Source organism: Nocardia sp. NPDC004860 (assembly GCF_040609015.1).
Taxonomy (GTDB): domain Bacteria; phylum Actinomycetota; class Actinomycetes; order Mycobacteriales; family Mycobacteriaceae; genus Nocardia.
Window position 1 is genome coordinate 482,349 of sequence record NZ_JBEXJI010000003.1, and the last position, 25,240, is coordinate 507,588.

Consider the following 25,240-nt stretch of genomic DNA (forward strand, 5'->3'; position numbering starts at 1 on the left):
CCGGGCGTCACTCCTCGCCGACGGCCGCGCAGAACAGCTGCGCCGAGCCGTCCGCGTCCCCGTCGCCATCCTCGTCCACCGCGATCGCCTGCGCGCGAATCCCGCCGTCGGCAGCCGAGATCCACGCCGCGCGCCCGCGTTCCACGATCAGCTCGTGATTGCCCTGGGACAGCTTCACCCGCCCGTGCGTGACCAGCGCGATCCCCGGCCCCGACCGCAGCACCGGCACCGGCTCGGCCCCCGCGGGCAGTTCGAAACGGCTGAGCGCGAATTCGGGCGCGGGCGTGTGATAGCGGAACACGCTGTCCGACACCCGCTCCGCCGTCACGACCGGCAGGTCCAGCGGCTCGAAGTCCAGCACCCGCAGCAGCTCCGGCACATCCACGTGCTTGGGCGTGAGCCCGCCGCGCAGCACATTGTCGGAGTTGGCCATGATCTCCACGCCGACCCCGCGCAGGTACGCGTGCAGGTTCCCGGCGTCCAGGAACAGGCCCTCGCCCGGCTCCAGGGTGATGCGGTTGAGCAGCAGCGCCGCCAGCACCCCGGCGTCGCCGGGATACGCCTCGGCGAGCTCGAGCGCCGTGCGCACCTCGGCCACGAATTCCTTGCCGGCGCCGCCGCTTCGGGCCTCCGACAGATACCGCACGCAGCCGTCGAGGACCTTGGGCAGCAGCATGCTCAGACTGCCCTGCGGCAGCGCGATCCAGGTGGTGAACAGCGTGCGCAGCCCCGCCGAGTCGGGCTGGGCGGCAAGCAGTTCGGCGTACTGGCTCAGTTCGGGCACGTCCAGGGCATTGAGCAGCCGCACGGTCTGGCGCGGATCGCGGAATCCGGCCAGCGCCTCGAAACGGTGCAGCGCCACCACGAGTTCGGGCTTGTGGTTCTCGTCGCGGTAGTTGCGCATGGGGGAGTCGATGGCGACCCCGTTGTGGTTCTCCCGCGCGAACCCGGCCCGGGCCTGTTCGACGCTGGGGTGCGCCTGCAGCGAGAGCGGCTCCTCGGCGGCCAGGACCTTCAGCAGGAACGGCAGCTTTCCGCCGAATTCGCCCGACACCGGCCCGAGTTCGCGCTGCGGGTCGGCGCTGACCAGCTCCAGCAGAGATTCGCTGTGCCCGTTGATCTGCACCCGCGCCGGATCGGCGGGATGCGCGCCGAACCAGAGTTCGGCCTCCGGGTGCGCGGAGGGGACCGGTCGTCCGCACAGCTGAGCGAGCGCGGTGCGCGAACCCCAAGCGTAGGAACGCAGCGCACCAACGAGTTCGTGCACTAGTAGTTGCCCCCGTCGTAGCGTCCCGGTCCGGTGGCCGGGCGGGAACCGAGTAGTCGGAGATAGGCGGCCGCCATCTCCAGCCGAAGTGCGAGTACCGCAAGCTTTTCCAGCTCACCACCCTGGACGGCGGGTGCGGACTGCCCCGCCGCCTCGGCGGCAACGGCGGCTGCGGCGGCCACCTCGGTGTCCACGGTGATCAGGTCGGTGTCGACCAGCCCGGCGGCGGAACCGAACACGGCCAGTCGCCGGCGCACCGTCACCTCGTCCGGATCGGCGCTCACCACGAACACCCGCACCTGCTCCACCGGCGCCGGTCCGTCCAGCTGCTCGTCGTGGAACAGCGGATCGAATCCGGGGGCGGCCACCCCGGCGGTGTCGACCAACCGGCCGTGCGCCGCAACGGCTTCCGAGAGCGTGACCGCGGCAGCGGTCTGCCCGGCCGTGACCAGCAGCACCTCGGCGCCGTGCTCGGCGAGCACGGTGGCGGCGCCGGAATCACCGGCCAGCACCAGGCGCTTGCGCTGCTGCATGCGGGTGGCCAGGGTCTTGGCGGGATTGTGGAAGGCCTCGTGCTGCGGTCCGTCGCGCAGCGCCTCCTCGTCGAGCAGGTCTGCGAGAGCGTTCAATTCGGGCACCAGCGGCCCGATGCGGTGCGGGTCGATGGTGGTCAGCACGGCCAGGCCCGCGGCCAGATAGCGCAGCATGCGGTTGTGGTCGAGGACCCGCACCCGCGGCGCGAGAATGGTGGCGCGCCCGGCGGCGGCCGCCCGGATGGGTCCCTCGTCCGGCGCGGCCACGACCACTTCGGCACCCCGTCGAAGTGCTCGGTCCACCGCTTCGGACAGCCGCGGATCACCCGCGTCGTCGCCCGCCACCAGCACCACGTCCAGCGGCCCGACCCACGGCGGGATCGAAGTCGCCGGTACCAGAGGCATACTCGTGCGGTCACCGAGGGCTGCGATCAACAGCGCCGCCGCGCGTGCGGCGCGCCCGCTGCCCGACACCAGGACCAGACTGCGGGGCCGCAGATCGGTCAGCCGGGTCAGCGCATCTTCGGAAAGTGCCGCGGCGGTTGCCCTTACCTGGGCTCCCCCCGACGCGGCGGAGCGGAGTACACCCCCGGCGTCCGCCGCCTCCAGCGAGGCGACGTCATCGAGGTCGATTACCGGTGTCCCAGCGATCATCGGGCGTTGCCACCTCCCCTCATCGGGTCACCAGACGGTGAATCCAAGCTCTGTGATTCCACTATTCCAGTCAGGCGCGGACGATGCTCAGGATCTCGGTTACGAGTGCGTCTACTTCATCCTGCGATCGCGCCTCGACGTTGAGTCGCAGCAGCGGTTCGGTATTGGAGGCGCGCAGGTTGAACCACGCGCCGTCGGCCAGCTGCACGGTCACGCCGTCCAGCCGATCGACCGATTTCGCCCGCTTGCCGAACGCCTCGAGTACGGCCAGGGTCCGCTCCTGCGCATCCGCCACCGTCGAGTTGATCTCCCCGGAGGCCGCGTACGTCGCGTAGGCGGAGGCCAGTTCCGACATGGGCCGGTCCTTCTCGCCCAGCGCGGCCAGCACGTGCAGGGCCGCGAGCATGCCGGAGTCGGCGCCCCAGAAGTCGCGGAAGTAGTAGTGCGCCGAGTGCTCGCCGCCGAAGATCGCGCCGGTGGCCGCCATCTGCTGCTTGATGAACGAGTGGCCGACCCGGGTGCGCACCGGGGTGCCGCCGAGTTCGGTCACCAGCTCCGGCACCGCCCGGGAGGTGATCAGGTTGTGGATGACGGTCGCGCCCGGTTCCTTGGTCAGCTCGCGCTCGGCCACCAGGCCGGTGATGGCCGACGGCGAGACCGGGTCGCCCTTCTCGTCCACCACGAAGCAGCGGTCGGCGTCGCCGTCGAAGGCCAGGCCGAGGTCGGCGCCGGTCTTGCGGACGTGGTCCTGCAGATCCACCAGGTTCTTCGGATCCAGCGGATTGGCTTCGTGATTGGGGAAGCTGCCGTCGAGTTCGAAGAACAGCGGCTCGACCGTGTACTGCGGCAGCGTGCCCAGCACGGCGGGCACCGTGTAGCCGCCCATGCCGTTGCCGGCGTCCACCGCGATGCGCAGCGGACGCGAACCGCTCAGGTCGACCAGCTTGTGCAGGAAGTCGGCGTATGCCGAGAGCAGGTCCTCCCGGGTCTCGGTGCCGCGCGGCCCGTCGAAGGCCGGGACGCCCGCGACGACCTCCTCGGTGATGATGGCCAGCCCGGTGTCCTGACCGACCGGCAGCGCCTTGGCGCGGCACAGCTTGATGCCGTTGTATTTGGCGGGATTGTGGCTGGCGGTGAACATGGCCCCGGGGCAGTCCAGGTGGCCGGAGGCGAAGTAGAGCTCGTCGGTGGAGGCCAGGCCGATGTGCACCACATCGAGTCCCTGGGCGAGTACGCCGTCGGCGAAGGCGGCGGCCAATTCCGGTGAGGAGTCGCGCATATCGTGACCGATGACGATGCGCCGGGCGCCCTCGCCGCGCATCAGCCGGGCGAAGGAACCGGCAACATCCCGGACGAAGTCCGCGTCGATCTGTTCGCCGACAACTCCGCGAACGTCGTATGCCTTGATGACTGCTTGAACGGACTCGGCGGACCGGGCGACTGTCATGCGCACCACCCTAGTAGCTGACCGCGACAATGAGAGACTTCCCCCGACCCTTGCCAACCGGACAAATGATTTCGCGAGGCGCGGGTAACTCGCCGGGTACGTCCAGAATTGCTGGAGGCGGCACCCTACCGCCGGCACGGAATGTCAATGGATCACGGCTCATAGCCGCCCGCTTAAGTCTCGGAGAGGCGGTCCGGCGGGTCCGGCAGGACGCGTAGATGGCCGCGTCTGCCGGTACGACCCGTGCGGGTCGGGCGCTGCGGGGCGGGAGCGTAGTCGCTGTAGCCGCGCGGATCGGGTTCCGGTGTGCGGCGGCGCAATCCGGCCTCGCGGACGGCTTCGGCGAGCGCGGTGAGATCGTCGTCGTCCGGGGTCGAGGAGGAAAACCCGCCCTCGTGGCGGACCAACTCCCATCCCTTGGGCGCGGTGATCCGGGAAGCATGCGTTTCACACAGGTCCCAGGAATGTGGCTCCGCCACCGTGACCAGCGGACCCACGACTGCCATCGAGTCGGAGTACACATAGGTCAGCGTCGCGACGGCCGGGTTCTTGCAGCCTGGACGGCAGCAACGACGCATGGGGATCACGCCATGCAGGGTAACCCCCCTCACGCCCTCGTGGACACAGACACGCTCAATGAAGCCCGTCTCACTCGCGCCACGAGGGCCTCGGGTAGCTGTGCGCTTTCGTGCCGCGGGCGCGTCGCGACGGCCCCCGGAACGCGGTCGCCGGGTCTCCGGAATGCCGTCGCGGCGGGCCGCCGCACCGGCCGGGCGGCCCGGCGAGGCGGGTGCTCACACCCGCCCGGGGTAGGGGTTAGATTCAAGGTATGACCCGTTCACGTAAGAGGCGACCGCCCACCGCGCGGTCGGTCATCCGCCGCGGGCGGGGTGTGCGCGGGCCGATGTTGCCACCGACCGTGCCCGCCCGGCGCACCCGGGGCCAGGAGTTCGACCGTCTGGTGCTGGAGGCCTTCGCGCCGCTGGAGACCCGCTGGCACGAGCAGCTCACCAAGCTCGACATCGCCGTCGACGACGTGCCGAAAATCCGTCCGCTGCACCCGGATTCGGTCACCTGGCCGGAAGAGGTGGTGGCCGACGGCCCGGTGCCGCTGTCCCGCCTGATCCCGGCCGGTGTGGACCGCTACGGCATGGCCACCCGCGCCCGCGTCGTCTTGTTCCGCAAGCCGTTGGAGCTCCGTGCCGGCGACCCCGACGACCTGGTCGACCTGTTGCGCGAGGTCCTCGTACAACAGATCGCCACCTACTTGGGTGTGGAACCCGACATCATCGATCCCGACCCGGAGTAGCCGGATGCAACCGCATACCCCGAACTACGTTTCGCAACAACTGATTTCGTAAGTTCGGGGTAACTCGCCGGGTACCTCCACGGTGGTCTCGGCACCCAACCGCCGGCACGGGCTGCCAGCGCTCAACGGCTCCCAAGCCCCCCGCTGAAGGCTCGGAGAGGCGGGGGAGCGGGAGCGTCAGCTGATGCCCCGCTTCAAGCGGCGGCGCTCCCGCTCGGAGAGTCCGCCCCAGATGCCGAAGCGCTCGTCGTTGGCCAGGGCGTATTCGAGGCACTCGTCGCGGACCTCGCAGCCCATGCAGATGCGCTTGGCCTCGCGGGTGGAGCCGCCCTTCTCCGGGAAGAACGCCTCCGGGTCGGTCTGGGCGCACAGCGCCCGTTCCTGCCACTGTTCGGCCTCGGTCATCATGCGACCGCCGCGCGAGAAAGTGTCGTACATATCCTCGGCACCGGTGACGATCAGGCTCAGCCGCGGCGGTTCGGGCTGGTAGGCGGCTCGCGCCCACTGTCCGCCCCCCGGTCGCGCAGTCGTCATCGGTTCACCCCCCTCGTATCCGTTCCGATCGTCGGCGCAGAAGTCAGGTGCTGCGCCAGTCGTGGAATCGGTTTGCGATACACCGCCCGGAATGCCCGACGGGGCCAGCTCTTCGGCCATCGCTCCGCCTCCTCACTGTGTGTTAGCGCAGAATGATTAATCCGTCGGAGCCGATCCCACCGACGGCCCAACACCGCGGCGTAGTCCCGCGGCCATCCCCGAGCTTGGCGTCACTCCGGTGCGAACGCTTGTTCGAAAACCCGTCCGCGCCTTGCACTCTCACGCGGACCCGGAATGACATGCCTGTGATTAGACACGCCGGGAGCGGCGATGGTCAAGCTGCCGAAGCGATTCCGTTACCATCTGCGACCCCGTCGGGACGCGTTCCCGCAGTTCAAATAGCAAATTCGCAGCAAATGAGCTGCGGAACGACTTTCCGCTTCGAACGCATAGGCTGTGCGGATGTGACTCGAGAACAAGCGGACACCGCGCCCGGCACCGGCCTGCGGATCGCCGTCCTGGTCGGCGGAGTCGGCGGCGCGCGGTTCCTGACGGGGGTGCGCGAACTGCTGCCCGGAGCCGACACCACGGCCATCGTCAATGTCGGCGACGACGTGTGGATGCACGGGCTGCGCATCTGTCCTGACCTGGACACCTGCATGTACACCCTGGGTGGCGGCATCGACCCCGAACGGGGCTGGGGGCACGCGAACGAGACCTGGAGCGCCAAGGAGGAGCTGGCGAAATACAAGGCTCAGCCCGATTGGTTCGGGCTGGGCGACCGGGATATCGCCACGCATCTCATTCGCACCGAAATGCTGCGTCAGGGATACCCGCTCTCGGCGGTCACCGAGGCGCTCTGCAATCGGTGGCAACCGGGTGTGAAACTGCTTCCGGCAACCGACGACCGATGCGAAACACATGTCGTAATCGGTGACCCGGAGAACCCTGGCGAACGCCGCGCGATCCATTTCCAGGAGTGGTGGGTTCGATACCGGGCGAACGTAGAGACCCATGGATTCGTGACTATTGGGGCAGATGCTGCGAAACCAGCCCCGGGTGTGATCGAAATCATAGATTCAGCGGATGTGATCCTGCTCGCTCCGTCGAACCCCGTCGTGAGCGTGGGCGCCATCCTCTCGGTTCCCGGCATTCGCGGCGCACTGCGCACCACCGATGCCAAGGTGATCGGACTGTCCCCGGTGATCGGCGGAAAACCGTTGCGCGGCATGGCCGATGAGTGCCTGTCGGTGATCGGCGTCGAAACCTCCGCCGAGGCCGTCGGCAACTACTACGGCGCGCGCTCGAGTACCGGCATTCTCGACGGCTGGCTCGTGCACACCGGCGACACCGCCGACATTCCGGGCGTCGAAGTCCGGAGCGTGCCACTGCTCATGACCGACCCGGCCGCGACCGCCGAGATGGTTCGCGAAGCCCTCGACATCGCGGGAGTCAAACCGTGACAACGGATTCCATCGAAGCGCTGGGCGATCACGCGTCCGGCGGCGAACTGCGCATCCTGCCCGTTCCGGGCCTGCCGGAATTCCGCCCGGGCGACGATGTCGCCGACGCCATCGCGGTGCGGGCGCCCTGGCTCCAGGACGGTGACGTGCTGGTGGTGACCAGCAAGATCGTCGCCAAGGCCGAGGGCCGCATCGTGACCGTGCCCAGCGATCCCGAGGAACGCGACGCGGCACGCCGGCAACTGGTGCTCGACGAGTCGGTGCGAGTGCTGGCGCGCAAGAACCGCACCCTCATCACCGAGAACCGGCTCGGCATCGTGCAGGCCGCCTCCGGAGTCGACGGCTCCAATGTGGAACAGGGCGAACTGGTCCTGCTGCCGGAGGATCCGGACGCCAGCGCCAAGGCGCTGCGCACCGCGCTGGCCGACCGCCTGGGCGTGCAGGTGGCCGTGGTCATCACCGACACCATGGGCCGGGCCTGGCGCAACGGCCAGGTCGACGCCGCCATAGGGTCGGCGGGCATCCGGGTGCTGCACGACTACGACGGCGCGGTGGACGGGCAGGGCAATGAACTGCACGTCACCCTGGTCGCGGTGGCCGACGAGCTGGCCGCGGCCGCGGACCTGGTGAAGGGCAAGCTGGGCGGGGTCCCGGTCGCGGTGGTGCGCGGGCTCGACTACACCGACGACGGATCCACCGCCGGGGATCTGCTGCGGCGCGGCGAGGACGATCTGTTCTGGCTGGGCACCGACGAATCCGTCGAGCTCGGCCGCAGACAGGCGGTGCCGCTGCGGCGTTCGGTGCGCCGGTTCGCCGAGACGCCGGTGCCGCCGGGGCTCATTCGCGAGGCGGTCGCCGCCGGGCTCACCGCGCCCGCGCCGCACCACACCCGTCCGGTCCGCTTCGTCTGGGTCCGCAAGCGTGGCCTGCGCGAGCAGCTGCTCGAGGCCATGGCCGAGAAGTGGCGCACCGACCTGACCGGTGACGGCCGCACCCCGGAGAGCGTGGCGAAGCGGGTCGCGCGCGGGCGCATCCTCTTCGAAGCCCCCGAGATGATCATCCCGTTCTGCGTGCCCGACGGCGCGCACGATTATCCGGACGAGCGCCGCCGCGCCGCCGAGCAGACCATGTTCACCGTCGCGGTGGGCGCGGCCGTGCAGGGCCTGCTGGTCTCGCTGGCCGTGCGGGGTGTGGGCAGCTGCTGGATCGGGTCGACCATCTTCGCGCCCGAGGTCACCCGCGATGTGCTGGGCCTGGAGGCGGACTGGAATCCGCTGGGCGCCATCGCCATCGGGTACCCGCTCGACGGGATCGCACCGCGCGAGGCGCGCGAGCCCGGCCTCGGGCTGGTCGAGCTGTGAGCGCGGAGTCGCTGCACAAATCGGCGACCGAGCTGCTGGAGACCTGGTCCCCGGCAACGGGTCCGGAGTGCTCCATCCGGGAGGCCATGCTGGCCTTCCTGGGTTCCGCGCCGCGCGGCTGCCTGCGCGAGCATGCGGCCGGGCACATCACCGCCTCGGCCATCGTGTTCTCCCACGACGAGCGCGAGGTGCTGCTGACCCTGCACCCGCGGGTGGGCCGCTGGATCCAATTGGGCGGGCACTGTGAGGAATCCGACGATTCGGTCGCGGCGGCCGCCTTCCGTGAGGCGACCGAGGAGTCCGGTATCGACGGGCTGGTGCTCGAGCCCGGCCTCTACGGCGCTCAGGCGCACCCCATCACCTGCTCGCTGGGCGTGCCGACCCGGCACCTGGACCTGCTGTTCAAGATCAAGGCGCCGGAAGGCGCTGTGCCGGTGCGCAGTTCGGAGTCGACCGACCTGCGCTGGTGGCCGGTGGACGGGCTGCCCGCCGATTCCGACGTGCTGGTGCGCTGAGACCCGGCCGTGCTGTCGTGTTGTGCGGTACACGGGGTTCCGGATGCCGGAATCCCCGTGTTACTGTCCGCTACGTACACGTTCTCAGGGCGGGGTGGAATTCCCCACCGGCGGTAATGGCATCCGGACCGATCCGGAGTGCACGAGCCCGCGAGCGCCACAGTGTCTCTCATCGGCAGTGTGGGTCGAGCAGATTCCGGTGTGATCCCGGAGCCGACGGTCACAGTCCGGATGAAAGAGAACGCGGCACCGGCACGTCCGCACCGCTGGACGGGCCTGTTCGCGTCTTGCCCTGGGTGACATCGCGAACAGGAGGAATCCCCATGTCACCCACTTCCACTCGCATCGCCCTCGTCGCCGCGCGCTGGCACAGTGACATCGTCGACAAGGCCGTCGCATCCTGCCGGGCCGGGCTGCTCGAGCGCGGCTACACCGAGGTCGACGTGATCGAGGTGCCCGGTGCGTTCGAAATCCCGTTGCAGGTCAAGCGTTTGGCCACCCGCGGCTCCTACGCCGCGGTCGCGGGCTGCGCGCTCGTCGTGGACGGCGGCATCTACCGGCACGACTTCGTGGCCTCGACGGTCGTCGACGCGCTCATGCGGGTGCAGCTCGAGACCGATGTGCCGGTCTTCTCGGCCGTGCTGACCCCGCACCACTTCCACGAGCACGGCGAGCACCTGACCTATTTCGCGCGGCATTTCGAGGTGAAGGGCGCGGAGCTGGCCAATGCCATCGCCGCGACCCTGGCCCTGGACGCGGTCGGGGCGTAGACAACGCGGTCGCCGCCTGGACACAAAAGGGAAACCCTGCCCGCACGAGCCGGAGGCGGCTGGTCGTGCGGGCAGGGTGCGGGTTCCGCCGGCGCGTACGGGGGGAGAACGCGCCGACGGTCCGGGTTCGGCCTGGGGGTTGGGTTCAGGCCGGAACCAGGTCTTTCTCTTGCGGGCCCGGTGCTTCCGGGGCGGCGGGGGCCGGGTGGTCCTCCACCATGGCCTGCTCGTCGAAGGGGATCTCGCGATCCAGCACCGCGCGGACGCGGGCCGGGTCGATGGTCTTGGTCCAGGTGCCGATCAGCAGCGTGGCGACGGCATTGCCCGAGAAGTTGGTCAGCGCACGGGCTTCCGACATGAACCGGTCGATGCCGACGATCAGGCCGACGCCGTCCAGTAGTTCCGGGCGATGGCTCTGCAGGCCGCCGGCCAGCGTGGCCAGGCCCGCGCCGGTGACACCCGCCGCGCCCTTGGAGGCCACGATCATGAACAGCAGCAGGCCGATCTGCTCGTGCCAGGCCAGCGGCTTGCCCATGGCGTCGGCCACGAACAGGGTGGCCATGGTCAGGTAGATGGCGGTGCCGTCCAGGTTGAACGAATACCCGGTCGGGACAACCACACCCACGGTGGTGCGGTCCACGCCGACGTGCTCCATCTTGGCGATGAGCCGCGGCAGCGCCGACTCCGAGGACGAGGTGGCGAAGATCAGCAGGTACTCCCGCGCCAGGTAGCGCACCAGCTTGAAGATGGAGTTCCCGGCCACCAGCCGCAGCAGCAGGCCCAGCACGCCGAAGATGAACACGACGCAGGTGAGATAGAAGGCCACCATCAGCAGCGCCAGCTGCTTGACCGCGTCGAGTCCGGTGCGCGCCACCACATTCGCCATGGCGCCGAACGCGCCGATGGGGGCCAGCCACAGGATCATGGTCAGAATCCGGAACACCAGCTTCTGCACCGACGCGACCCCGCGCAGGATCGGCTCGCCCGCGGTGCCCATGGCCTGGATGCCGAAGCCCACCAACAGCGCCACGAACAGCGCCTGCAGCACCTTGCCCGAGGTCAGCGACGACAGCAGGGTGGTCGGCACGATGTCCTCGAGGAACTGCCAGGTGCCGCCCGCCGCCTTGGCGTCGGTGGCGTACTTGCTGATCTCCTTCGCGTGGGCGGCCACGTTCAGCCCCGAACCCGGGTGCAGCAGATTGCCGACCAGCAGGCCGATGGCCAGCGCCACCGTGGACATGATCAGGAAGTAGCCGATGGCCAGGCCGCCGACCTTGCCGACCTTGGCGGCCGCCCGCACCGAGCCGATGCCGAGCACGATGGTGCAGAAGATGACCGGGGCGATCATCATCTTGATGAGGTTCACGAAGATCGTGCCGAGCTCGCCGACGCTCTTGCCGACGCCCGGGGCCAGCCAGCCGACCAGGACGCCCGCGACGACGGCCACGATGACGGCCAGATAGAGCCAGTGGGTACGGTCTCGGCGCTGCCGGGTTGTCGTGTCGCTCATCTCGCTGGTGCCTCCGGGTCAGTGCCCGCATGACGTTTGCTCCACGCGGGTGTTCGGAGAGAATCATGATCCGGGTAGTGACCTGGGTCACTGTTTCGTAAATTATGTTCATGAAGTACCCGGAGGAATCGTGAGAGGTCGAAGAACCCGGGCCCGCCGTACGCTGGCCGGGCAGGTGTTCGTGGTGCAGGTGCTGGTACTGGCGGTGGTGATCACCGCCGCGTCGATGCTGGCGTTCCTGCAGACCCGCCGGGTGCAGGATGACGCCACCCGTGCGGAGGTCATCGATACCTCGATCGCGGTGGCGCAGTCGCCCTCGACGCTGGCCGGGGTGCGGAGCCCGAATCCGACCGCCGCACTGCAGCCGGTGACCGAGGCCATCCGCAAGGCGACGGGTATGGACTTCATCGTGGTGATGGCCCCCGATCGGACCCGCTACACCCACACCGAGACCGACCGGATCGGAAAACCCTTCAGCGGCAACATCGATCGCGCCCTCGCGGGGGAGACCTTCACCGAGACCTTCACCGGCACGCTGGGCCCGTCGATTCGCGCGGTCACCCCGGTGCGCGATGCCGACGGCCGCATCGTCGCGCTGGTGTCGGCGGGCGTCACCCGCACCCACATCGGTGAACAGGTGCGCGCCCAGCTACCGCTCATCCTGGCCGCCGCGGCCGGCGGCCTGGCGCTGGCCATGATGAGTTCGCTGTTGTTGCGGCGCAGGCTGTTACGGCAGACGCACGGCCTCGGGCCCGCCGAGCTGCGGGCCATGTACGAGCATCACGACGCGGTGCTGCACTCCATCCACGAGGGCCTGCTGGTGTTCGACAGATCCGATGAGCGCGCCGAGGTGGTCAACGATCAGGCGCGGCTGCTGCTCGATCTGCCGGACGGGCCGATCACGCGCGCGGATCTGCCGGTGTCGTTGCAGCGCTTGGGAACCGGTGTGGTCCGTGACGAGATGCACGTGACCCCGGACCGGGTGCTGGTCGTCAACCAGGACGTGGTGGAGCACGCCGGGCGCCGCATCGGCACCGTGCTCACCCTGCGCGATCACACCGAATTGCGGGATGTGCTGGGCGAATTGGATTCGGTGCGCGGCTTCGCCGAATCGCTGCGCGCCCAGGCGCACGAATCCGCCAACCGGCTGCACACCGTGGTCACCATGGTGGAGCTGGGCCGCCCGCGCGAAGCGGTGAACTTCGCGACCGCGGAACTCGAACTGTCCCAGGCCCTCATCGACCGGCTCACCGGTGCGGTGGCCGAACCCGCGGTGGTGGCGCTGCTGCTGGGCAAGGTGGAGCAGGCCGCGGAGAACGGGGTGGAGCTGACCGTCACCGGCGACACGCTGCTCGACACCACCGACCCGCTGACGCCGCACGAGATGGTCACGCTGCTGGGCAATCTCATCGACAACGCCCTGGACGCGGTCGGGCACGACGAGGACGCGTGGGTGGAGGTGACGGTGCGGCGGGACGAGCCGGAGCTGTACGTCCGGGTGGCCGACAGCGGCCCGGGCATGTCGGAGGAGTTGTTCACCCGTGCCACCGAACGCGGCTATTCCACCAAGACCGACCACCACGGGCTGGGCCTGGCGCTGGTACGCCGATTGGTCGCCAGGCATGCCGGCGAGTTGCGGGCCCAGCGGGAACCGGAATCCGCGGTGATCGTGAGGTTTCCGCGATGAATGCCGCGCCGGCATCGGCGATCCGCGTGCTGATCGTCGAGGACGAGCCGAAAATCGCTGCGGCACATCGCTCTTACGTGGAGCGGGTGCCGGGTTTCACGGTGGTCGCGGTGGCGCACACCGGTCGCGACGCCATCTCGATCGCGAAAAGGTCACAATCTTCCGGTGTCCCCATTGATCTGGTGCTGATGGATATCGGATTGCCGGATATGAGCGGGCTCGCCGTCGCCGCCGCGCTGGCGGGACTGCGGCCGCGGCCCGACGTCATCGCCGTCACCTCGGCGCGCGATCTGGCCATGGTGCGCTCGGCCGTCTCGCACGGCGTGGTGCTGTATCTGTTGAAGCCCTTCACCTTTGCGGCCTTCCGCGAGAAGCTGGACCGCTACGTCGAATACCGGGCGGCGCTGCCCGCCGGGGAGACGGCGGTGTCGCAGCAGGACATCGATCGCGCCTTCGGTGTGCTGCGCACTCCGGATCAGCGACCCACCTCGCCGAAAGGCATTGCGCCGCAGACGATGGACGAGGTGTCGCGGGCGGTGCGGGCCGCGCCGGACGGGCTGTCCGCGGGCGAGGCGGGGCGTGCGGTGGGGGTGTCCCGGGTGACGGCGTGGCGGTACCTGGAGCGGATGGCCGAAGACGGCGTGGTGGAGCGGCGGACCGACTACGGTCGGACCGGGCGCCCGCAGGTTCGATATGTGTGGTTTCGCTGAGCCCGGTTTCGCTCCTGGTTTGCGTTCGAGGCCCAATGACGGGAACCACGCGGTCGGTTGCGGCGGAACCGACTGCTCATGATGTAACGGTGGCCACCTTTCGGTCCGGCCGGGTGCTGTAACAGGGACTAGGTTCCAAGATATGTAGCTGCGAAGTTCTTCGAGGTATTGATTAGCGGGGCAAACGTGCAAATGGTCGGCAAACGGTTGGGTTCGCCGGATCCGAAACGACACCTGTGGGTGCTGGGGTTGATCGCGCCCGGGTGTGCGTTACTGCCCTCGCAGCTGGTGTTGCACACCAAGCTGGAGGTGTTCTGGTGGATCGGACCGATCATCATTCTGATCGCCATTCCGGTCCTGGACTGGCTCGTCGGGGAAGACGGCACCAATCCGCGCGACGAGGATTACGAGTTACTCTCCAATGACCGGTACTACCGGTGGTGCACCTACATGTTCCTGCCGATCCAGGTGGTCGGCCTGATCATCGCCGCCTACATGTGGGCCGGCGACGATCTGTCCGTCGTCGACAAGCTCGGGCTGGCGGCCACTCTCGGGTTCGTCAGCGGCATCGGCATCAACGCTGCCCACGAACTCGGCCACCGGGTCGAGCGATTGGAGCGCTGGCTGTCGAAAATGGCGCTGGCGCAGTCGGCCTACGGGCACTTCTTCGTCGAGCACAACAAGGGCCACCATGCCCGGGTCGCGACGCCCGACGATCCGGCCAGCGCCCGCATGGGTGAGTCGCTGTGGGAGTTCCTGCCCCGCAGTGTGGTCGGTGGCTTCCGGTCGGCAATCCATCTCGAACGAGAACGGCTGCGCCGCAAGGGACACCGCTGGTTCAGTGTCCACAACCACATCCTGCAGGCCTGGGCTATGACCATCGTGCTGTTCGGTGGGTTGCTGGCGGTCTACGGCTGGCGGGTGCTGCCGTATCTGCTGCTGCAGGCGGTGATCGGCGCGGGCCTGCTCGAAACCGTCAACTACGTAGAGCATTACGGCCTGCTGCGACGCAAGCGGCCCAATGGCGGCTGGGCCCGCTGCTCGCCGAGCGACAGCTGGAACAGTGACCGGCTGGTCACCAATATCTTCATGTTCCACCTGCAGCGGCACAGCGACCACCATGCCAATCCGGGGCGGCGGTATCAGACGCTGCGCACCTCCGAGGAGGCGCCGCAGCTTCCAGCGGGGTACGCCACCATGATTCTGCTGGCATTGTTCCCGCCGCTGTGGCGCTACGTCATGGATCCGCGCCTGCTCGCCCACTACGCGGGCGACGTGAGCCGGGCCAATATCCAACCCCGTAAGCGGGAGCGCATCCTCGCCGAGTACGAGTACCAGGCCGCCGCGTAGGGTTTGGGGGAACCAGCCGACCAGGAGAGGCAGATGACGACAGCAGTGTCCCGCAACATGACCCCTGACGTCCGCAATGGCATCGACTACAAGGTGGCGGACCTGTCACTGGCCGACTTCGGCCGCAAGGAGATTCGCCTGGCCGAGCACGAGATGCCGGGCCTGATGGCGCTGCGTCGCGAGTACCACGACGTGCAGCCGCTCAAGGGCGCCCGCATCTCCGGCTCGCTGCACATGACCGTGCAGACCGCGGTGCTGATCGAGACCCTGGTCGCCCTCGGCGCCGAGGTCCGGTGGGCCTCCTGCAACATCTTCTCCACCCAGGACCACGCGGCCGCCGCGGTCGTGGTCGGCCCGCACGGCACCGTCGACGAGCCCAAGGGCACTCCCGTCTTCGCCTGGAAGGGCGAGACCCTGGAGGAGTACTGGTGGGCCGCCGAGCAGATGCTGACCTGGCCGGGCGAGCCCGCCAACATGATCCTCGACGACGGTGGTGACGCCACCATGCTCGTGCTGCGCGGCGCGCAGTTCGAGAAGGCCGGCGTGGTCCCGCCCGAGGACGAGACCCACTCCGCCGAGTACAAGGTCTTCCTGAACCTGCTGCGCGCCGGCATCGAGACCGACAAGGGCAAGTGGGGCAAGATCGCCGAGAGCGTGCAGGGTGTCACCGAGGAGACCACCACCGGTGTGCTGCGGCTGTACCAGTTCGCGGCCGCGGGTGAGCTGGTGTTCCCGGCGATCAATGTCAACGACTCGGTCACCAAGTCGAAGTTCGACAACAAGTACGGCACCCGTCACTCCCTCATCGACGGCATCAACCGCGGCACCGACGTGCTGATCGGTGGCAAGAAGGTGCTGATCTGCGGCTACGGCGATGTCGGCAAGGGCTGCGCGGAGTCGATGGCCGGGCAGGGCGCGCGGGTGCAGGTCACCGAGATCGACCCGATCAACGCGCTGCAGGCGCTGATGGACGGCTTCGACGTCGTCACCGTGGAACAGGCCATCGGTGAGGCCGACATCGTCATCACCTCCACGGGCAACAAGGACATCATCCTGCTCGACCACATGAAGGCGATGAAGGACCAGGCCATCCTGGGCAACATCGGCCACTTCGACAACGAGATCGACATGGCCGCTCTGGAGCGTTCGGGCGCCGACCGACTGAACATCAAGCCGCAGGTCGACCTGTGGACGTTCAAGGAGTCCGGCAAGTCGATCATCGTGCTCTCCGAGGGCCGTCTGCTGAACCTGGGCAACGCGACCGGGCACCCGTCGTTCGTGATGTCGAACAGCTTCTCCAACCAGGTCATCGCGCAGATCGAGCTGTGGACCAAGCCCGACGAGTACGACAACGAGGTCTACCGCCTGCCCAAGCACCTCGACGAGAAGGTCGCCCGCATCCACGTCGAGGCTCTCGGCGGCACGCTGACCAAGCTCACCAAGGACCAGGCCGAATACATCGGCGTGGACGTGGAGGGCCCGTACAAGCCGGACCACTACCGCTACTGAGCGGAAACCGCCTGTAGCGCACGAAGATCCGGCCGGTCACCCGAGAGGGTGACCGGCCGGATCTCGTTGGCGTGCGTCCGCTACTTGAGGCAGATGTCGATCAGGGGTACCCATTTGCCGCCCTGGATGGTGCAGATGGCGGCGCTGAGGAGTTCACTGGCGCTGGAGCCGGTGCCGGCCACATTGCTGGAGCCGGAGCTGCTCGACAGGGAGGACGCCGAGCCGGAGTCGGCCACGGGGGCCGCCTGGTCGGCGCCGGCGGGTTCGAGGGTGACGGGGGCGGCGGTGGCGGTACCGGCCGTGGAAAGAGCGGCGGCGGTGATCGCTACGGCGGCCAGGGCGGCACGCGGACCGTGGTGTGCGAGATGGGACTTCATCAGGGTTGCGCTCCTTGCAGGGGGAGTGTTGCCCGGGACCCTACAAGAGTTGAAGGGCGCGCGTTTCTGATTTGTGCGGCTTATTTGTGGAAGGACCTCGGGAGGGGGTAGCCCTTCTCCTGCATGACGTCGCGCGCGCGGTTCGGATAGTCGGTGATCAGGCCGTCCACGCCCTGGTCGAGCGCCAGTCCGATGGTGGCCTTGTCGTTCACGGTCCAGGGGATCACCCGGATGCCGAAACCGTGCGCTTCGCGGACGTACTCGGCGGTCGTGGTGAGCTTGAAATACTTGTCGCCGACCTTCGCGTCGATGTTCCAGGGGTCGACGTAAGCGGGGGAGGAAATGTCCGCGCCCAGGGCCTTGATCGCGTCCAGCGGGTCCCCGGCGTGTTCCTCGTACCGAATCGGGCCCAGCCACGGGCTGTTCGGTGCGAAGGTGGTCTCGTCGTACAGCGCGACCGTGGGGATGTTCGCGTTCTGGGCCTTCACCAGCGGCAGGCTGCTCCAGTCGAAGCTCTGGATCTCGACCTTGCCGATGGCCCCGGCGCGTTCGACGGCGCCCAGGATGGCGTCGACGAATTCCCTGGGAGTGGCGGACTGTTCGGGGTGGGCGGCCTCGATTTTGGTCTCCACGTTGTAGCGCACGGTGCCGAACGCGCCCGGGTGGCTCTTCACCAGATCGAACAGTTCCGGCAGCGTCGCGATCCTGTTGCCCGGAAGCTCCTGTGCCACTGGGAATTCCGCGAGCTTCCTGCCGCAGTCGAGGGTGTGGACCTGGTCGTAGGTCAGGTCGTGGACCAGCTTGCCGACGTAGGGGAACCGCGGATCGCCGGGGAAGGCCGGGGCGGTGTCGGCGCACTTCTCGGCCTGGATGACGGGGTCGTGCCAGATGAGCGGCGTCCTGTCGGCGGTGAGCACGATGTCGAGTTCCAGGGTGGTGACACCCAGTTCGATGGCCTTGGCGAAGCCGGGCAGCGACTCCTCGATGGTCATGCCGCGGCCGCCGCGGTGGGCCTGCAGATCGAAGGGGCGGTGGGGATCGGCCACGGCGGCCGGGTTCGTGTGGCTGGAGTTGCTGCCGCAGGCCGTTGGGCCGATGACGGCAATCACTACCGCGAGGATCGAAAAAGCTCTCTCGAGCTGCGTTGACCTGGCGTATCCAGCAGTCATGGCCGGACTATAGCAATCGAATGGCTACAAAAATCTGGGCCTTTCGAACAAACGGGATCCCGCCGGGGCGGACGGCGGCCGATTCGGTACTCTCGCGGCATGGGTGCACTGGTTCCGGTGGAAGGGCTCGACGGCGCGGGCAAACGCACGCTCACCGATGCCGTTGTCACCGGTCTGCGCGCCCGCGGGCTGCGGGTCGCCACCCTGGCCTTCCCGCGCTACGGCGTCTCCGTGCATGCCGACCTCGCCGCCGAGGCGCTGCGCGGCGGTCATGGAGATACCGCTCGGTCTGTGAATGCCATGGCGCTGCTGTTCGCGCTCGACCGCGCCGACGCGCGCGACGAGCTCTCGAAACTGCTGGCGGACAACGACATCGTGCTACTGGACCGCTATGTCGCCTCCAATGCCGCGTACTCCGCGGCCCGCCTGGAGCAGGACGCGCACGGCGAAATCGTGGCCTGGATCGAGGAATTGGAGTTCGAGCGCTTCGGATTGCCCGCCCCGGATGTCCAGATTCTGCTGGATGTTCCGGTCGATGTGGCCGAGGAACGCGCGCGCCTGCGCGGCGAAGCCGATGCCGCACGGGCTTTGGACGCTTACGAGAAAGACGGGGGACTGCAGCGTCGCACCGGTACTGTCTACCGTGAACTGGCCGAAATCAACTGGCACGGACCGTGGTGGGTGCATCGGACCGGTGACGATCCGGCAACACTGGCCGCGCGCCTCGCGGAAATTATTGCTGGATAGGGTTGGATGTGCGCCGACAGGTCACGAGTGTTGGCGTGGCGGCCGAATCAGAGCCGGAGAGGTGACAAACTAGACGTTATGAAGCCGAAGATTCTGGTCGTCGACGACGATATGGCTCTCGCGGAGATGCTCACGATCGTCTTGCGGGGTGAGGGTTTCGACCCCCACGTCGTCGGTGACGGCACGCAGGCGCTGACCGCGGTCCGGGAGCTGCGTCCGGATCTCGTGTTGCTCGATCTCATGCTGCCCGGCATGAACGGCATCGACGTATGCCGGGTGCTGCGAGCCGATTCGGGAGTGCCCATCGTGATGCTGACGGCGAAGACCGACACGGTCGACGTCGTCCTGGGTTTGGAAAGTGGCGCGGACGACTACATCGTCAAGCCGTTCAAGCCGAAGGAACTCGTGGCCCGGGTGCGGGCCCGCCTGCGCCGCACCGAGGAGGAGCCGCAGGAGCTGCTGTCCATCGCCGACATCGTCATCGACGTGCCCGCGCACAAGGTGACTCGCGGCGGGGCACAGATCTCGCTGACTCCACTGGAGTTCGATCTGCTGGTGGCGCTGGCCCGCAAGCCGCGCCAGGTGTTCACCCGTGAGGTGCTGCTGGAACAGGTCTGGGGCTATCGGCACGCCGCCGACACCCGCCTGGTCAACGTGCACGTCCAGCGGTTGCGCGCCAAGGTGGAGAAGGATCCGGAGAACCCCGAGATCGTGCTGACCGTCCGAGGTGTGGGCTACAAGGCCGGACCGCCGTGATCGCTGGCTCCAGAAACCGCGTTCAGCGGTGGCTGGCGGTAGCGGTGGCCTGGTTCCGCAATCTGGGCGAGCAACTGGGCCACGTCTGGCGGCGTTCGCTGCAGTTGCGTGTTGTCGTGTCCACGCTCACCCTGTCGCTGATCGTCATCACGATTCTGGGCGTCGTGCTCACGAGTCAGATCACCGACCGGTTGTTGGACGCGAAGATCAACGCGGCCGTCGAGGAAATGGGTCGCGCCCGCAACACCGTTCAGAATCAACTGACCGGTGTGCACGATTCGGGTACTCAGCAGAGTCGCCTGGACGACGCCCGCCGCGCGCTGTTCAGCAGCGCCGGCGGGACCCAGACCGGCGGCGCCGCAGGCAGTTACGAGGCGGCCCTGGCCATGACGGGCGACAGCGGGCAGGAGATCACCTCGGGCGCCATCCAGGAGATCCCCGCCGAGCTGCGCCAATTCGTCAAACAGCGGCAGGTCTCCTATCAGTTCGCCACGGTCTCCAGCCCGGACGGGTACAAGGGCTCGGCGCTGATCATCGGCAGCCCCTCGGCCGATATCGACTCGCTGGAGATCTATCTGATCTTCCCGCTCACCAATGAGCAACGGAGTCTGTCGCTCATGCGCGGGACCATGCTCATCGGTGGCATCGTGCTGCTGGTGCTGCTGGCCGCCATCACGGCGCTGGTGACGCGGCAGGTGGTGCTGCCCATCAGATCCGCGGCGCGGATCGCGAGCCGGTTCGCCGACGGACGGCTCAAGGAGCGCATGCTGGTGCGCGGTGAGGACGACATGGCGCGGCTCGCCATGTCGTTCAACGAGATGGCCGAGAGCCTGTCCAACCAGATCACCCAACTCGAGGAGTTCGGAAATCTGCAGCGCCGCTTCACCTCCGACGTCAGCCACGAACTGCGCACGCCATTGACCACGGTGCGCATGGCGGCCGACCTCATCCACGGATCCAGCGACGACCTGGACCCGGCGCTGGCGCGCTCGGCCGAACTGCTCGTCAACGAACTCGACCGCTTCGAGGGACTGCTCAACGACCTGCTCGAGATCAGCCGCCACGACGCGGGCGTGGCCGAGTTGCAGGTGGAATCGCTGGACGTGCGCATGTGCGCGCGGGCCGCGGTCTCCACGGTGCGGCACCTGGCCAAGGAGTCCGGCGTCGAACTGGTGGTGGACCTGCCCGAGGAACCGCTGGTGGCCGAAGTGGATCCGCGCCGCGTCGAACGCGTGCTGCGCAACCTGCTCGCCAACGCCATCGACCACAGCGAGGGCAAGCCCGTGCTGATGCGCATGCGCGGCGACGCGGACGCCAATGCCGTCGCCATCGTGGTGCGCGACCAGGGCGTGGGCCTGCGGCCGGGCGAGGAGAAGCTGGTGTTCAACCGCTTCTGGCGCTCGGACCCCTCACGCATGCGCCGCTCCGGCGGCACCGGCCTCGGCCTGTCCATCAGCGTCGAGGACGCCAACCTGCACGAGGGCAAGCTCGAGGCGTGGGGCGAGATCGGTGTGGGCGCGAGCTTCCGGCTCACCCTGCCACTGGTGCGCGGCCGCAAGCTCGGCACCAGCCCACTCTCGTTGGAGCCGCCCAAGATTCGCGGCGCGGTCTCGCCCGAGCAGCTGGCCCTCGACATCGCGGGCTCGGACGCCGGCCCGGCGGCCGTCACCTCCGTCGCGTCGGTGCTCGAATCCGCGCCCGGCGCAGTGGAACCGGGTGCCACGGGCCCGGACGACCTCGGGGCCGAACCCGGCCCCGAAGCGCCGACCGGGGAAACCGGGGACGAGGAACCGGGATTCGAGGCCATCGCCCCGGAATTCCCCTCCACCACCGGGGCTGGTGACGGAACCACCGCCGGGACCGAAAACGGCACTGCCGCAGGGGCCGAGAACGGCACCGCTGCTGGGCCCGAAAACAGCACCGCTGCTGGGCCGGAAAACGGCACCGCTGCTGGGTCCGACAACGGCACTGTCGGTGGACCCGACAACGGCACCGCCGCCGCGGCCGGCGCCAACGGGGAAAACCATGCCGCCGACAGTGATTCCGCCGGTTCCGGCCGAAACACTTCCGGCGGCTCGGTTCCGGCCGCCCAGGGGGACGGCCAATCATGAGGCCGTCCGCGGGCCTGCGCCGGGCCCTGGTGGTGCTCGGCTGCCTGCTCAGCGTCAGCGCGTGCGCGAGCCTGCCGGACTCCTCGGCGCCGCAGGCGCTGGGCAGCCTGGACCACCAGCCCACCAGCGCCTCGCCGCTGCCACCCGTCGCCGGGCGGGAACCCGAGCAGCTGCTGCTGGACTTCATGGCCGCCACGGCTGATCCGTCCGACCGGCATCAGGCGGCCCGGCAGTTCCTCTCGCCCGCGGCGAATGCGCAGTGGGACGACGCGGCGTCCACCAGCATCGTGGACTCGCAGCCCAATACGCTGCGGGAGTCCCGCAACGGCGACTCCGCCACCTATGTGATCCGGGCGCGCAAGATCGGCGAGCTGGCGGCCGACGGCTCCTACCGGCCCGGTGACGGCACCCTGGAGACCAAGGTCGACATGGAGAAGATCGACGGCGAGTGGCGGATCAAGGATCTGCCGCCCGGCGTGATCGTCGAACAGGCCGCCTTCGCCAAGTCCTACCACCGGTATTCGCTGTTCTTCCCGAACCTGGCCGGGCAGGCCATGGTGCCCGACCTGCGCTGGATCTCCGCCCGCAAGGACCAGCTGGCGCAGCGGCTGCTCGGCCTGCTCGCCCAGGGACCCCAGTCCGCGCTCGCACCCGCCGTGCGCAATCCCATGGGCGCGCCGCTCACCCTGCGCGGGCCGATCACCAGGGCCAATGGCGATGTCGACAATGTCGGCGTCGGCGGCGGCGGGCTGAGCGCCGACTTCTCCGGCGCCACCGCCCTCGACCCGCCCACCCGCGACGTGATGGCCGCCCAGATCGTGCTCACCCTCTCCGGCGCCGACGTGCCCGGGCCCTACCTGCTCAACGCCGACGGCAAACCGCTCGACGACAGGCACGCCGGCGGCTGGCAGCGCGCCGACGTGGATGCCCGCAGCCCCGACACCATCGCCCGCAACCGGGCCGGCATGCACGCCGTGCGCGACGGGTCGCTGGTGGCGATCACCGACAGCGGAATCACCGCTGCCCCGGGCTTCTTCGGCGCCACCCACACCCTGCAGTCGGTGGGGCTGTCGCCGGACGGGCAGCTGGTCGCCGCCGTCGCCAAGTCCGGCCGCCCGGACCCCGAGCCCGAGCGCACGCTGATCATCGGAACCTATGACGGCCAGGGCTTCCCGGTCGCCACCGGCGGCACCTTCACCCGGCCCACCTGGCCCGCCGACGGCAGCTCGGCCTGGTCGGTGGTGGACGGCGACCGGGTGATCCGGGCCGTGCACGACCGCACCACCGGCAATGTCTCGGTGCAGGACGTCGACATCGCGGAACTGACCGCTGCGGCGGCCAATTCGACCTCGCCGCGCCCGCCCATCACCGAGTTGCGCATCTCGCCGTCCGGGGCGCGGGCGGCCCTCATCGCCAACGGAAAGGTGTACGTGGCAGTGGTGGTGCCGCAGCCGAACGGGAAGTTCTCGCTGTCCTCGCCGCTGCCGCTGGCCGTCGGGCTGAGCACGCCCGCGGTGTCCATCGACTGGCTCAGCGACGAGAAGGTCGTGGTGGGCCGCGACGGCAATGTGGACCCGGTGGCCGGGGTGCTGGTGGACGGCTCCGAGTTCCGCGCCCAGACCTCCCAGAACCTCACCCCGCCGGTGCGCGTGCTGAGCGCCTCACCGGACCAGGAGTACGTGGCCGACTCCCGCGCGGTGCTGGAGCTGACCCGCAATCCCGAAGGGCGCGAGGACTACTGGCGCGAAGTTCCGGGCCTGGGGGCCAACGCGGTTCCGGTGCTGCCCGGCTAGGCGCACACTGAGGAGCATGGGGGAACTGCTGGATCTGATCCTGCCGCGCGTCTGCGGCGGGTGCGGGCGGGCCGGGACGGGGTGGTGCGCGGACTGCGCCGCCGCGCTGTCGGGTCCGCCCATCCGGATTCGTCCGCGCGCCGATCCCGGGGTGCCGTGCTGGGCGCTGGCCGGTTACGCGGGCGCGCCGCGGCGGGCCGTGCTGGCGATCAAGGAGCAGTGCCGCCGGGACCTGGCGCGGCCGCTCGGCGCCGGATTGGCCAGGGGGCTGGATCATTTGCGGGACACCGCCCGCCCGCTGGTGCTGGTGCCGGCGCCCAGCCGCGGGTCCGCCGCCCGGCGGCGCGGGGGAGATCCGGTGGTGCGTGCCGCGAACGTCGCGGCGAGTTCGCTACCTGGTTGCCGACTGGTCCGTCTGTTACGCATGCGGCCAGGTGTGCGCGACTCGGTGGGCCTGGGACACCGCGATCGCCAGCACAATCTGCACGGGCGGATCATAGTAGCCACCACCCGCCCGCCGAGTACCCTGTTTCCGGCAAATGCCGAGGTAGTGGTGATCGATGACGTGTTGACCACGGGCGTCACGGTGCGGGAATCGGTACGTGCGCTGGCTGCTGCGCAGGTGGCGGTTCGTGCCGTGCTGGTTACTTGCGCGGCTTGATTCTCCGAAATTTGCGTGAACACTGGCGGACGGGTCGCTGGCGCACTAGGTTGGCGATCAGACACCCGAACCGCAAGTTTGGAGGTGGCGCCTCGGACATTTGTGCCGAGCGAGTTCATCGATCGGCACACGTTTCAATCCCGCCGCACGAGCGGCTTGTGCGGCCAGATCCGGGAGGTACGCGTGACGACTACTTCACGACTCTCAGCGAAGAACGCAGACACCACGGTGCTGCTCGATGACGAGGTCATCTCAGACGATTCATCCACTCGGGCCACCATCGCGGATGTCGTGGTCAAGGGCAGGACCCTCGGTGAGGGCGGAGTGCCCGACCATTTCCGAATTCACGTGGCGGACAAGCTCTCTCGGCTCGAGCGGTTCGACCCCACCATCTACCTCTTCGACGTGGAACTCACCCACGAACGCAACCGTCGTCAACGCAAGAACTGCCAGCGGATAGAGATCACCGCCCGCGGCAAAGGCCCGGTCGTCCGCGCCGAAGCGCGCGCGGACAGCTTCTACGCGGCCCTCGAGTTCGCGGTCGAGAAGCTGGAGAGCCGACTGCGCCGGCTCAAGGACCGCCGTCGCGTCCACCACGGGGACAAGACACCGATCTCGGTGTCCGAGGCGACCGCCGATCTCATCGACGAATCCCTGTTCTCTGCCAATGGATCCATCGCGCACGAGCACGCGGCCGACGAGATGGACGAAGCCGCCGGCCCCGGCCATGTGGTGCGCACCAAGCAGCACTCCGCGATCCCCATGACGGTTGACGACGCCCTCTACCAGATGGAGCTGGTAGGCCACGATTTCTTCCTGTTCCAGGACAAGGAGACCGACCGACCGTCGGTCGTCTACCGCCGCCACGCCTTCGACTACGGGCTCATCAGGCTCGCGTAACCAGCGGCTGGGGAACATCCACCTTTCGACCGGGGTCACGAACAGGACCCCGGTCGCCTGCTGTGTCCGGGGGACTCTTGCTGTTACGGCGTGTATCAGTTAAAACT

At 68.6% G+C, this 25,240-nt stretch carries 22 protein-coding genes, 1 pseudogene and 1 riboswitch; of the genes and pseudogenes, 15 read left to right on the forward strand and 8 right to left on the reverse strand.

The annotated features are described in order from the left end of the window. Nucleotides 1–7: 7 nt before the first annotated feature. The 4 genes from manA to ABZV44_RS09880 form a co-directional block, all read right to left on the reverse strand. The gene (gene manA / locus ABZV44_RS09865; protein WP_354833917.1) at nt 8–1,267 is read right to left on the reverse strand and encodes a mannose-6-phosphate isomerase, class I; all 1,260 of its coding nucleotides are present in this window, start codon (nt 1,265–1,267) and stop codon (nt 8–10) included. Continuing rightward, complete coding sequence (locus ABZV44_RS09870; RefSeq protein WP_354833919.1) at nt 1,267–2,454, reverse strand: tobH protein; 1,188 nt, start codon at nt 2,452–2,454, stop codon at nt 1,267–1,269. The genes manA and ABZV44_RS09870 overlap by 1 nt, the downstream gene beginning before the upstream one ends. Nucleotides 2,455–2,524: 70 nt before the next feature. Further along, nucleotides 2,525–3,901 (reverse strand): phosphomannomutase/phosphoglucomutase, encoded by a 1,377-nt coding sequence (locus ABZV44_RS09875; RefSeq protein WP_354833921.1) that lies wholly within the window; start codon nt 3,899–3,901, stop codon nt 2,525–2,527. A 173-nt stretch (nt 3,902–4,074) separates the two neighbouring features. Next, the gene (locus tag ABZV44_RS09880) at nt 4,075–4,488 is read right to left on the reverse strand and encodes a DUF3499 domain-containing protein (protein ID WP_354833923.1); all 414 of its coding nucleotides are present in this window, start codon (nt 4,486–4,488) and stop codon (nt 4,075–4,077) included. Nucleotides 4,489–4,730: 242 nt separating this feature from the next. Here ABZV44_RS09880 and ABZV44_RS09885 point away from each other — a divergent pair, with 242 nt between their 5' ends. Beyond that, nucleotides 4,731–5,210 carry a metallopeptidase family protein gene (locus tag ABZV44_RS09885; RefSeq protein WP_354833925.1) on the forward strand — a complete coding sequence of 160 codons (480 nt, stop codon included), beginning with the start codon at nt 4,731–4,733 and terminating at the stop codon, nt 5,208–5,210. 177 nt (nt 5,211–5,387) lie between these two features. Here the strand turns inward: ABZV44_RS09885 and ABZV44_RS09890 are convergent, their stop codons facing one another. Then, on the reverse strand, nt 5,388–5,648 hold the full coding sequence (locus ABZV44_RS09890) for a WhiB family transcriptional regulator (protein ID WP_354834123.1): 261 nt from the start codon (nt 5,646–5,648) through the stop codon (nt 5,388–5,390). Between the two features lie 599 nt (nt 5,649–6,247). Here ABZV44_RS09890 and cofD point away from each other — a divergent pair. The 4 genes from cofD (at nt 6,248) to ABZV44_RS09910 (ending at nt 9,853) form a co-directional block, all read left to right on the forward strand. Further along, nucleotides 6,248–7,207, forward strand: a complete 960-nt coding sequence (cofD, locus tag ABZV44_RS09895; protein ID WP_354834126.1) for a 2-phospho-L-lactate transferase — start codon at nt 6,248–6,250, stop codon at nt 7,205–7,207. Beyond that, nucleotides 7,204–8,568 (forward strand): coenzyme F420-0:L-glutamate ligase, encoded by a 1,365-nt coding sequence (locus ABZV44_RS09900; protein ID WP_354833927.1) that lies wholly within the window; start codon nt 7,204–7,206, stop codon nt 8,566–8,568. The genes cofD and ABZV44_RS09900 overlap by 4 nt, the downstream gene beginning before the upstream one ends. Then, nucleotides 8,565–9,083 (forward strand): NUDIX domain-containing protein, encoded by a 519-nt coding sequence (locus tag ABZV44_RS09905; protein WP_354833929.1) that lies wholly within the window; start codon nt 8,565–8,567, stop codon nt 9,081–9,083. The genes ABZV44_RS09900 and ABZV44_RS09905 overlap by 4 nt, the downstream gene beginning before the upstream one ends. A 76-nt stretch (nt 9,084–9,159) precedes the next feature. Then, a riboswitch (FMN riboswitch) is annotated at nt 9,160–9,330 on the forward strand. A gap of 76 nt (nt 9,331–9,406) precedes the next feature. Continuing rightward, entirely contained in the window at nt 9,407–9,853 is a 447-nt protein-coding gene (locus ABZV44_RS09910; protein WP_354833930.1) for a 6,7-dimethyl-8-ribityllumazine synthase, read from the forward strand. Nucleotides 9,854–9,998: 145 nt separating this feature from the next. Here the strand turns inward: ABZV44_RS09910 and ABZV44_RS09915 are convergent, their stop codons facing one another. Continuing rightward, the gene (locus ABZV44_RS09915) at nt 9,999–11,363 is read right to left on the reverse strand and encodes a cation:dicarboxylase symporter family transporter (protein ID WP_354833932.1); all 1,365 of its coding nucleotides are present in this window, start codon (nt 11,361–11,363) and stop codon (nt 9,999–10,001) included. A 130-nt stretch (nt 11,364–11,493) separates the two neighbouring features. On the opposite strand from ABZV44_RS09915, the gene ABZV44_RS09920 reads away from it, so the two are divergent. The 4 genes from ABZV44_RS09920 to ahcY all read left to right on the forward strand — a co-directional run bounded on the left by ABZV44_RS09920 (nt 11,494) and on the right by ahcY (nt 16,619). Next, entirely contained in the window at nt 11,494–13,050 is a 1,557-nt protein-coding gene (locus tag ABZV44_RS09920) for an ATP-binding protein (protein WP_354833934.1), read from the forward strand. Then, on the forward strand, nt 13,047–13,760 hold the full coding sequence (locus tag ABZV44_RS09925; RefSeq protein ID WP_354833936.1) for a response regulator: 714 nt from the start codon (nt 13,047–13,049) through the stop codon (nt 13,758–13,760). The genes ABZV44_RS09920 and ABZV44_RS09925 overlap by 4 nt, the downstream gene beginning before the upstream one ends. 192 nt (nt 13,761–13,952) lie before the next feature. Beyond that, nucleotides 13,953–15,110: an alkane 1-monooxygenase gene (locus ABZV44_RS09930; protein ID WP_354833938.1), complete on the forward strand. Its 1,158-nt coding sequence runs from the start codon at nt 13,953–13,955 to the stop codon at nt 15,108–15,110. 33 nt (nt 15,111–15,143) lie between these two features. Then, nucleotides 15,144–16,619 (forward strand): adenosylhomocysteinase, encoded by a 1,476-nt coding sequence (ahcY, locus tag ABZV44_RS09935; protein ID WP_354833940.1) that lies wholly within the window; start codon nt 15,144–15,146, stop codon nt 16,617–16,619. Between the two features lie 80 nt (nt 16,620–16,699). Here the strand turns inward: ahcY and ABZV44_RS09940 are convergent, their stop codons facing one another. Together ABZV44_RS09940 and ABZV44_RS09945 are read right to left on the reverse strand one after the other, a co-directional pair. Then, entirely contained in the window at nt 16,700–16,996 is a 297-nt protein-coding gene (locus ABZV44_RS09940) for a hypothetical protein (RefSeq protein WP_354833941.1), read from the reverse strand. Nucleotides 16,997–17,076: 80 nt separating this feature from the next. After that, the gene (locus tag ABZV44_RS09945) at nt 17,077–18,165 is read right to left on the reverse strand and encodes a glycerophosphodiester phosphodiesterase (protein ID WP_354833942.1); all 1,089 of its coding nucleotides are present in this window, start codon (nt 18,163–18,165) and stop codon (nt 17,077–17,079) included. A 99-nt stretch (nt 18,166–18,264) separates the two neighbouring features. On the opposite strand from ABZV44_RS09945, the gene ABZV44_RS09950 reads away from it, so the two are divergent. The 6 genes and pseudogenes from ABZV44_RS09950 to raiA all read left to right on the forward strand — a co-directional run bounded on the left by ABZV44_RS09950 (nt 18,265) and on the right by raiA (nt 25,133). Further along, nucleotides 18,265–18,912, forward strand: a complete 648-nt coding sequence (locus ABZV44_RS09950) for a dTMP kinase (RefSeq protein ID WP_354833944.1) — start codon at nt 18,265–18,267, stop codon at nt 18,910–18,912. A gap of 78 nt (nt 18,913–18,990) precedes the next feature. After that, the gene (mtrA, locus tag ABZV44_RS09955) at nt 18,991–19,668 is read left to right on the forward strand and encodes an MtrAB system response regulator MtrA (protein WP_033090495.1); all 678 of its coding nucleotides are present in this window, start codon (nt 18,991–18,993) and stop codon (nt 19,666–19,668) included. Between the two features lie 44 nt (nt 19,669–19,712). Then, nucleotides 19,713–21,257, forward strand: a pseudogene (gene mtrB / locus ABZV44_RS09960) (MtrAB system histidine kinase MtrB); the annotation flags it as partial. A gap of 518 nt (nt 21,258–21,775) precedes the next feature. Continuing rightward, nucleotides 21,776–23,572 carry an MtrAB system accessory lipoprotein LpqB gene (gene lpqB / locus ABZV44_RS09965; RefSeq protein WP_354833947.1) on the forward strand — a complete coding sequence of 599 codons (1,797 nt, stop codon included), beginning with the start codon at nt 21,776–21,778 and terminating at the stop codon, nt 23,570–23,572. Nucleotides 23,573–23,597: 25 nt separating this feature from the next. Further along, nucleotides 23,598–24,233, forward strand: coding sequence for a ComF family protein (locus ABZV44_RS09970; protein WP_354834129.1), 636 nt, complete (start codon nt 23,598–23,600; stop codon nt 24,231–24,233). A gap of 228 nt (nt 24,234–24,461) precedes the next feature. Next, on the forward strand, nt 24,462–25,133 hold the full coding sequence (raiA, locus tag ABZV44_RS09975) for a ribosome-associated translation inhibitor RaiA (RefSeq protein ID WP_354834132.1): 672 nt from the start codon (nt 24,462–24,464) through the stop codon (nt 25,131–25,133). Nucleotides 25,134–25,240 lie beyond the last annotated feature (107 nt).

What these genes read in the sequence shown, in the direction of transcription:
- ABZV44_RS09940 (WP_354833941.1), bottom strand. Translation starts at nt 16,996, where the DNA reads ATGAAGTCCCATCTCGCACACCACGGTCCGCGTGCCGCCCTGGCCGCC.
- ABZV44_RS09870 (WP_354833919.1), bottom strand. Translation starts at nt 2,454, where the DNA reads ATGATCGCTGGGACACCGGTAATCGACCTCGATGACGTCGCCTCGCTG.
- ABZV44_RS09950 (WP_354833944.1), top strand. Translation starts at nt 18,265, where the DNA reads ATGGGTGCACTGGTTCCGGTGGAAGGGCTCGACGGCGCGGGCAAACGC.
- ABZV44_RS09910 (WP_354833930.1), top strand. Translation starts at nt 9,407, where the DNA reads ATGTCACCCACTTCCACTCGCATCGCCCTCGTCGCCGCGCGCTGGCAC.
- ABZV44_RS09875 (WP_354833921.1), bottom strand. Translation starts at nt 3,901, where the DNA reads ATGACAGTCGCCCGGTCCGCCGAGTCCGTTCAAGCAGTCATCAAGGCA.
- lpqB (WP_354833947.1), top strand. Translation starts at nt 21,776, where the DNA reads ATGAGGCCGTCCGCGGGCCTGCGCCGGGCCCTGGTGGTGCTCGGCTGC.
- ahcY (WP_354833940.1), top strand. Translation starts at nt 15,144, where the DNA reads ATGACGACAGCAGTGTCCCGCAACATGACCCCTGACGTCCGCAATGGC.
- ABZV44_RS09885 (WP_354833925.1), top strand. Translation starts at nt 4,731, where the DNA reads ATGACCCGTTCACGTAAGAGGCGACCGCCCACCGCGCGGTCGGTCATC.
- ABZV44_RS09915 (WP_354833932.1), bottom strand. Translation starts at nt 11,363, where the DNA reads ATGAGCGACACGACAACCCGGCAGCGCCGAGACCGTACCCACTGGCTC.
- ABZV44_RS09930 (WP_354833938.1), top strand. Translation starts at nt 13,953, where the DNA reads ATGGTCGGCAAACGGTTGGGTTCGCCGGATCCGAAACGACACCTGTGG.
- ABZV44_RS09925 (WP_354833936.1), top strand. Translation starts at nt 13,047, where the DNA reads ATGAATGCCGCGCCGGCATCGGCGATCCGCGTGCTGATCGTCGAGGAC.
- ABZV44_RS09945 (WP_354833942.1), bottom strand. Translation starts at nt 18,165, where the DNA reads ATGACTGCTGGATACGCCAGGTCAACGCAGCTCGAGAGAGCTTTTTCG.
- mtrA (WP_033090495.1), top strand. Translation starts at nt 18,991, where the DNA reads ATGAAGCCGAAGATTCTGGTCGTCGACGACGATATGGCTCTCGCGGAG.
- ABZV44_RS09890 (WP_354834123.1), bottom strand. Translation starts at nt 5,648, where the DNA reads ATGTACGACACTTTCTCGCGCGGCGGTCGCATGATGACCGAGGCCGAA.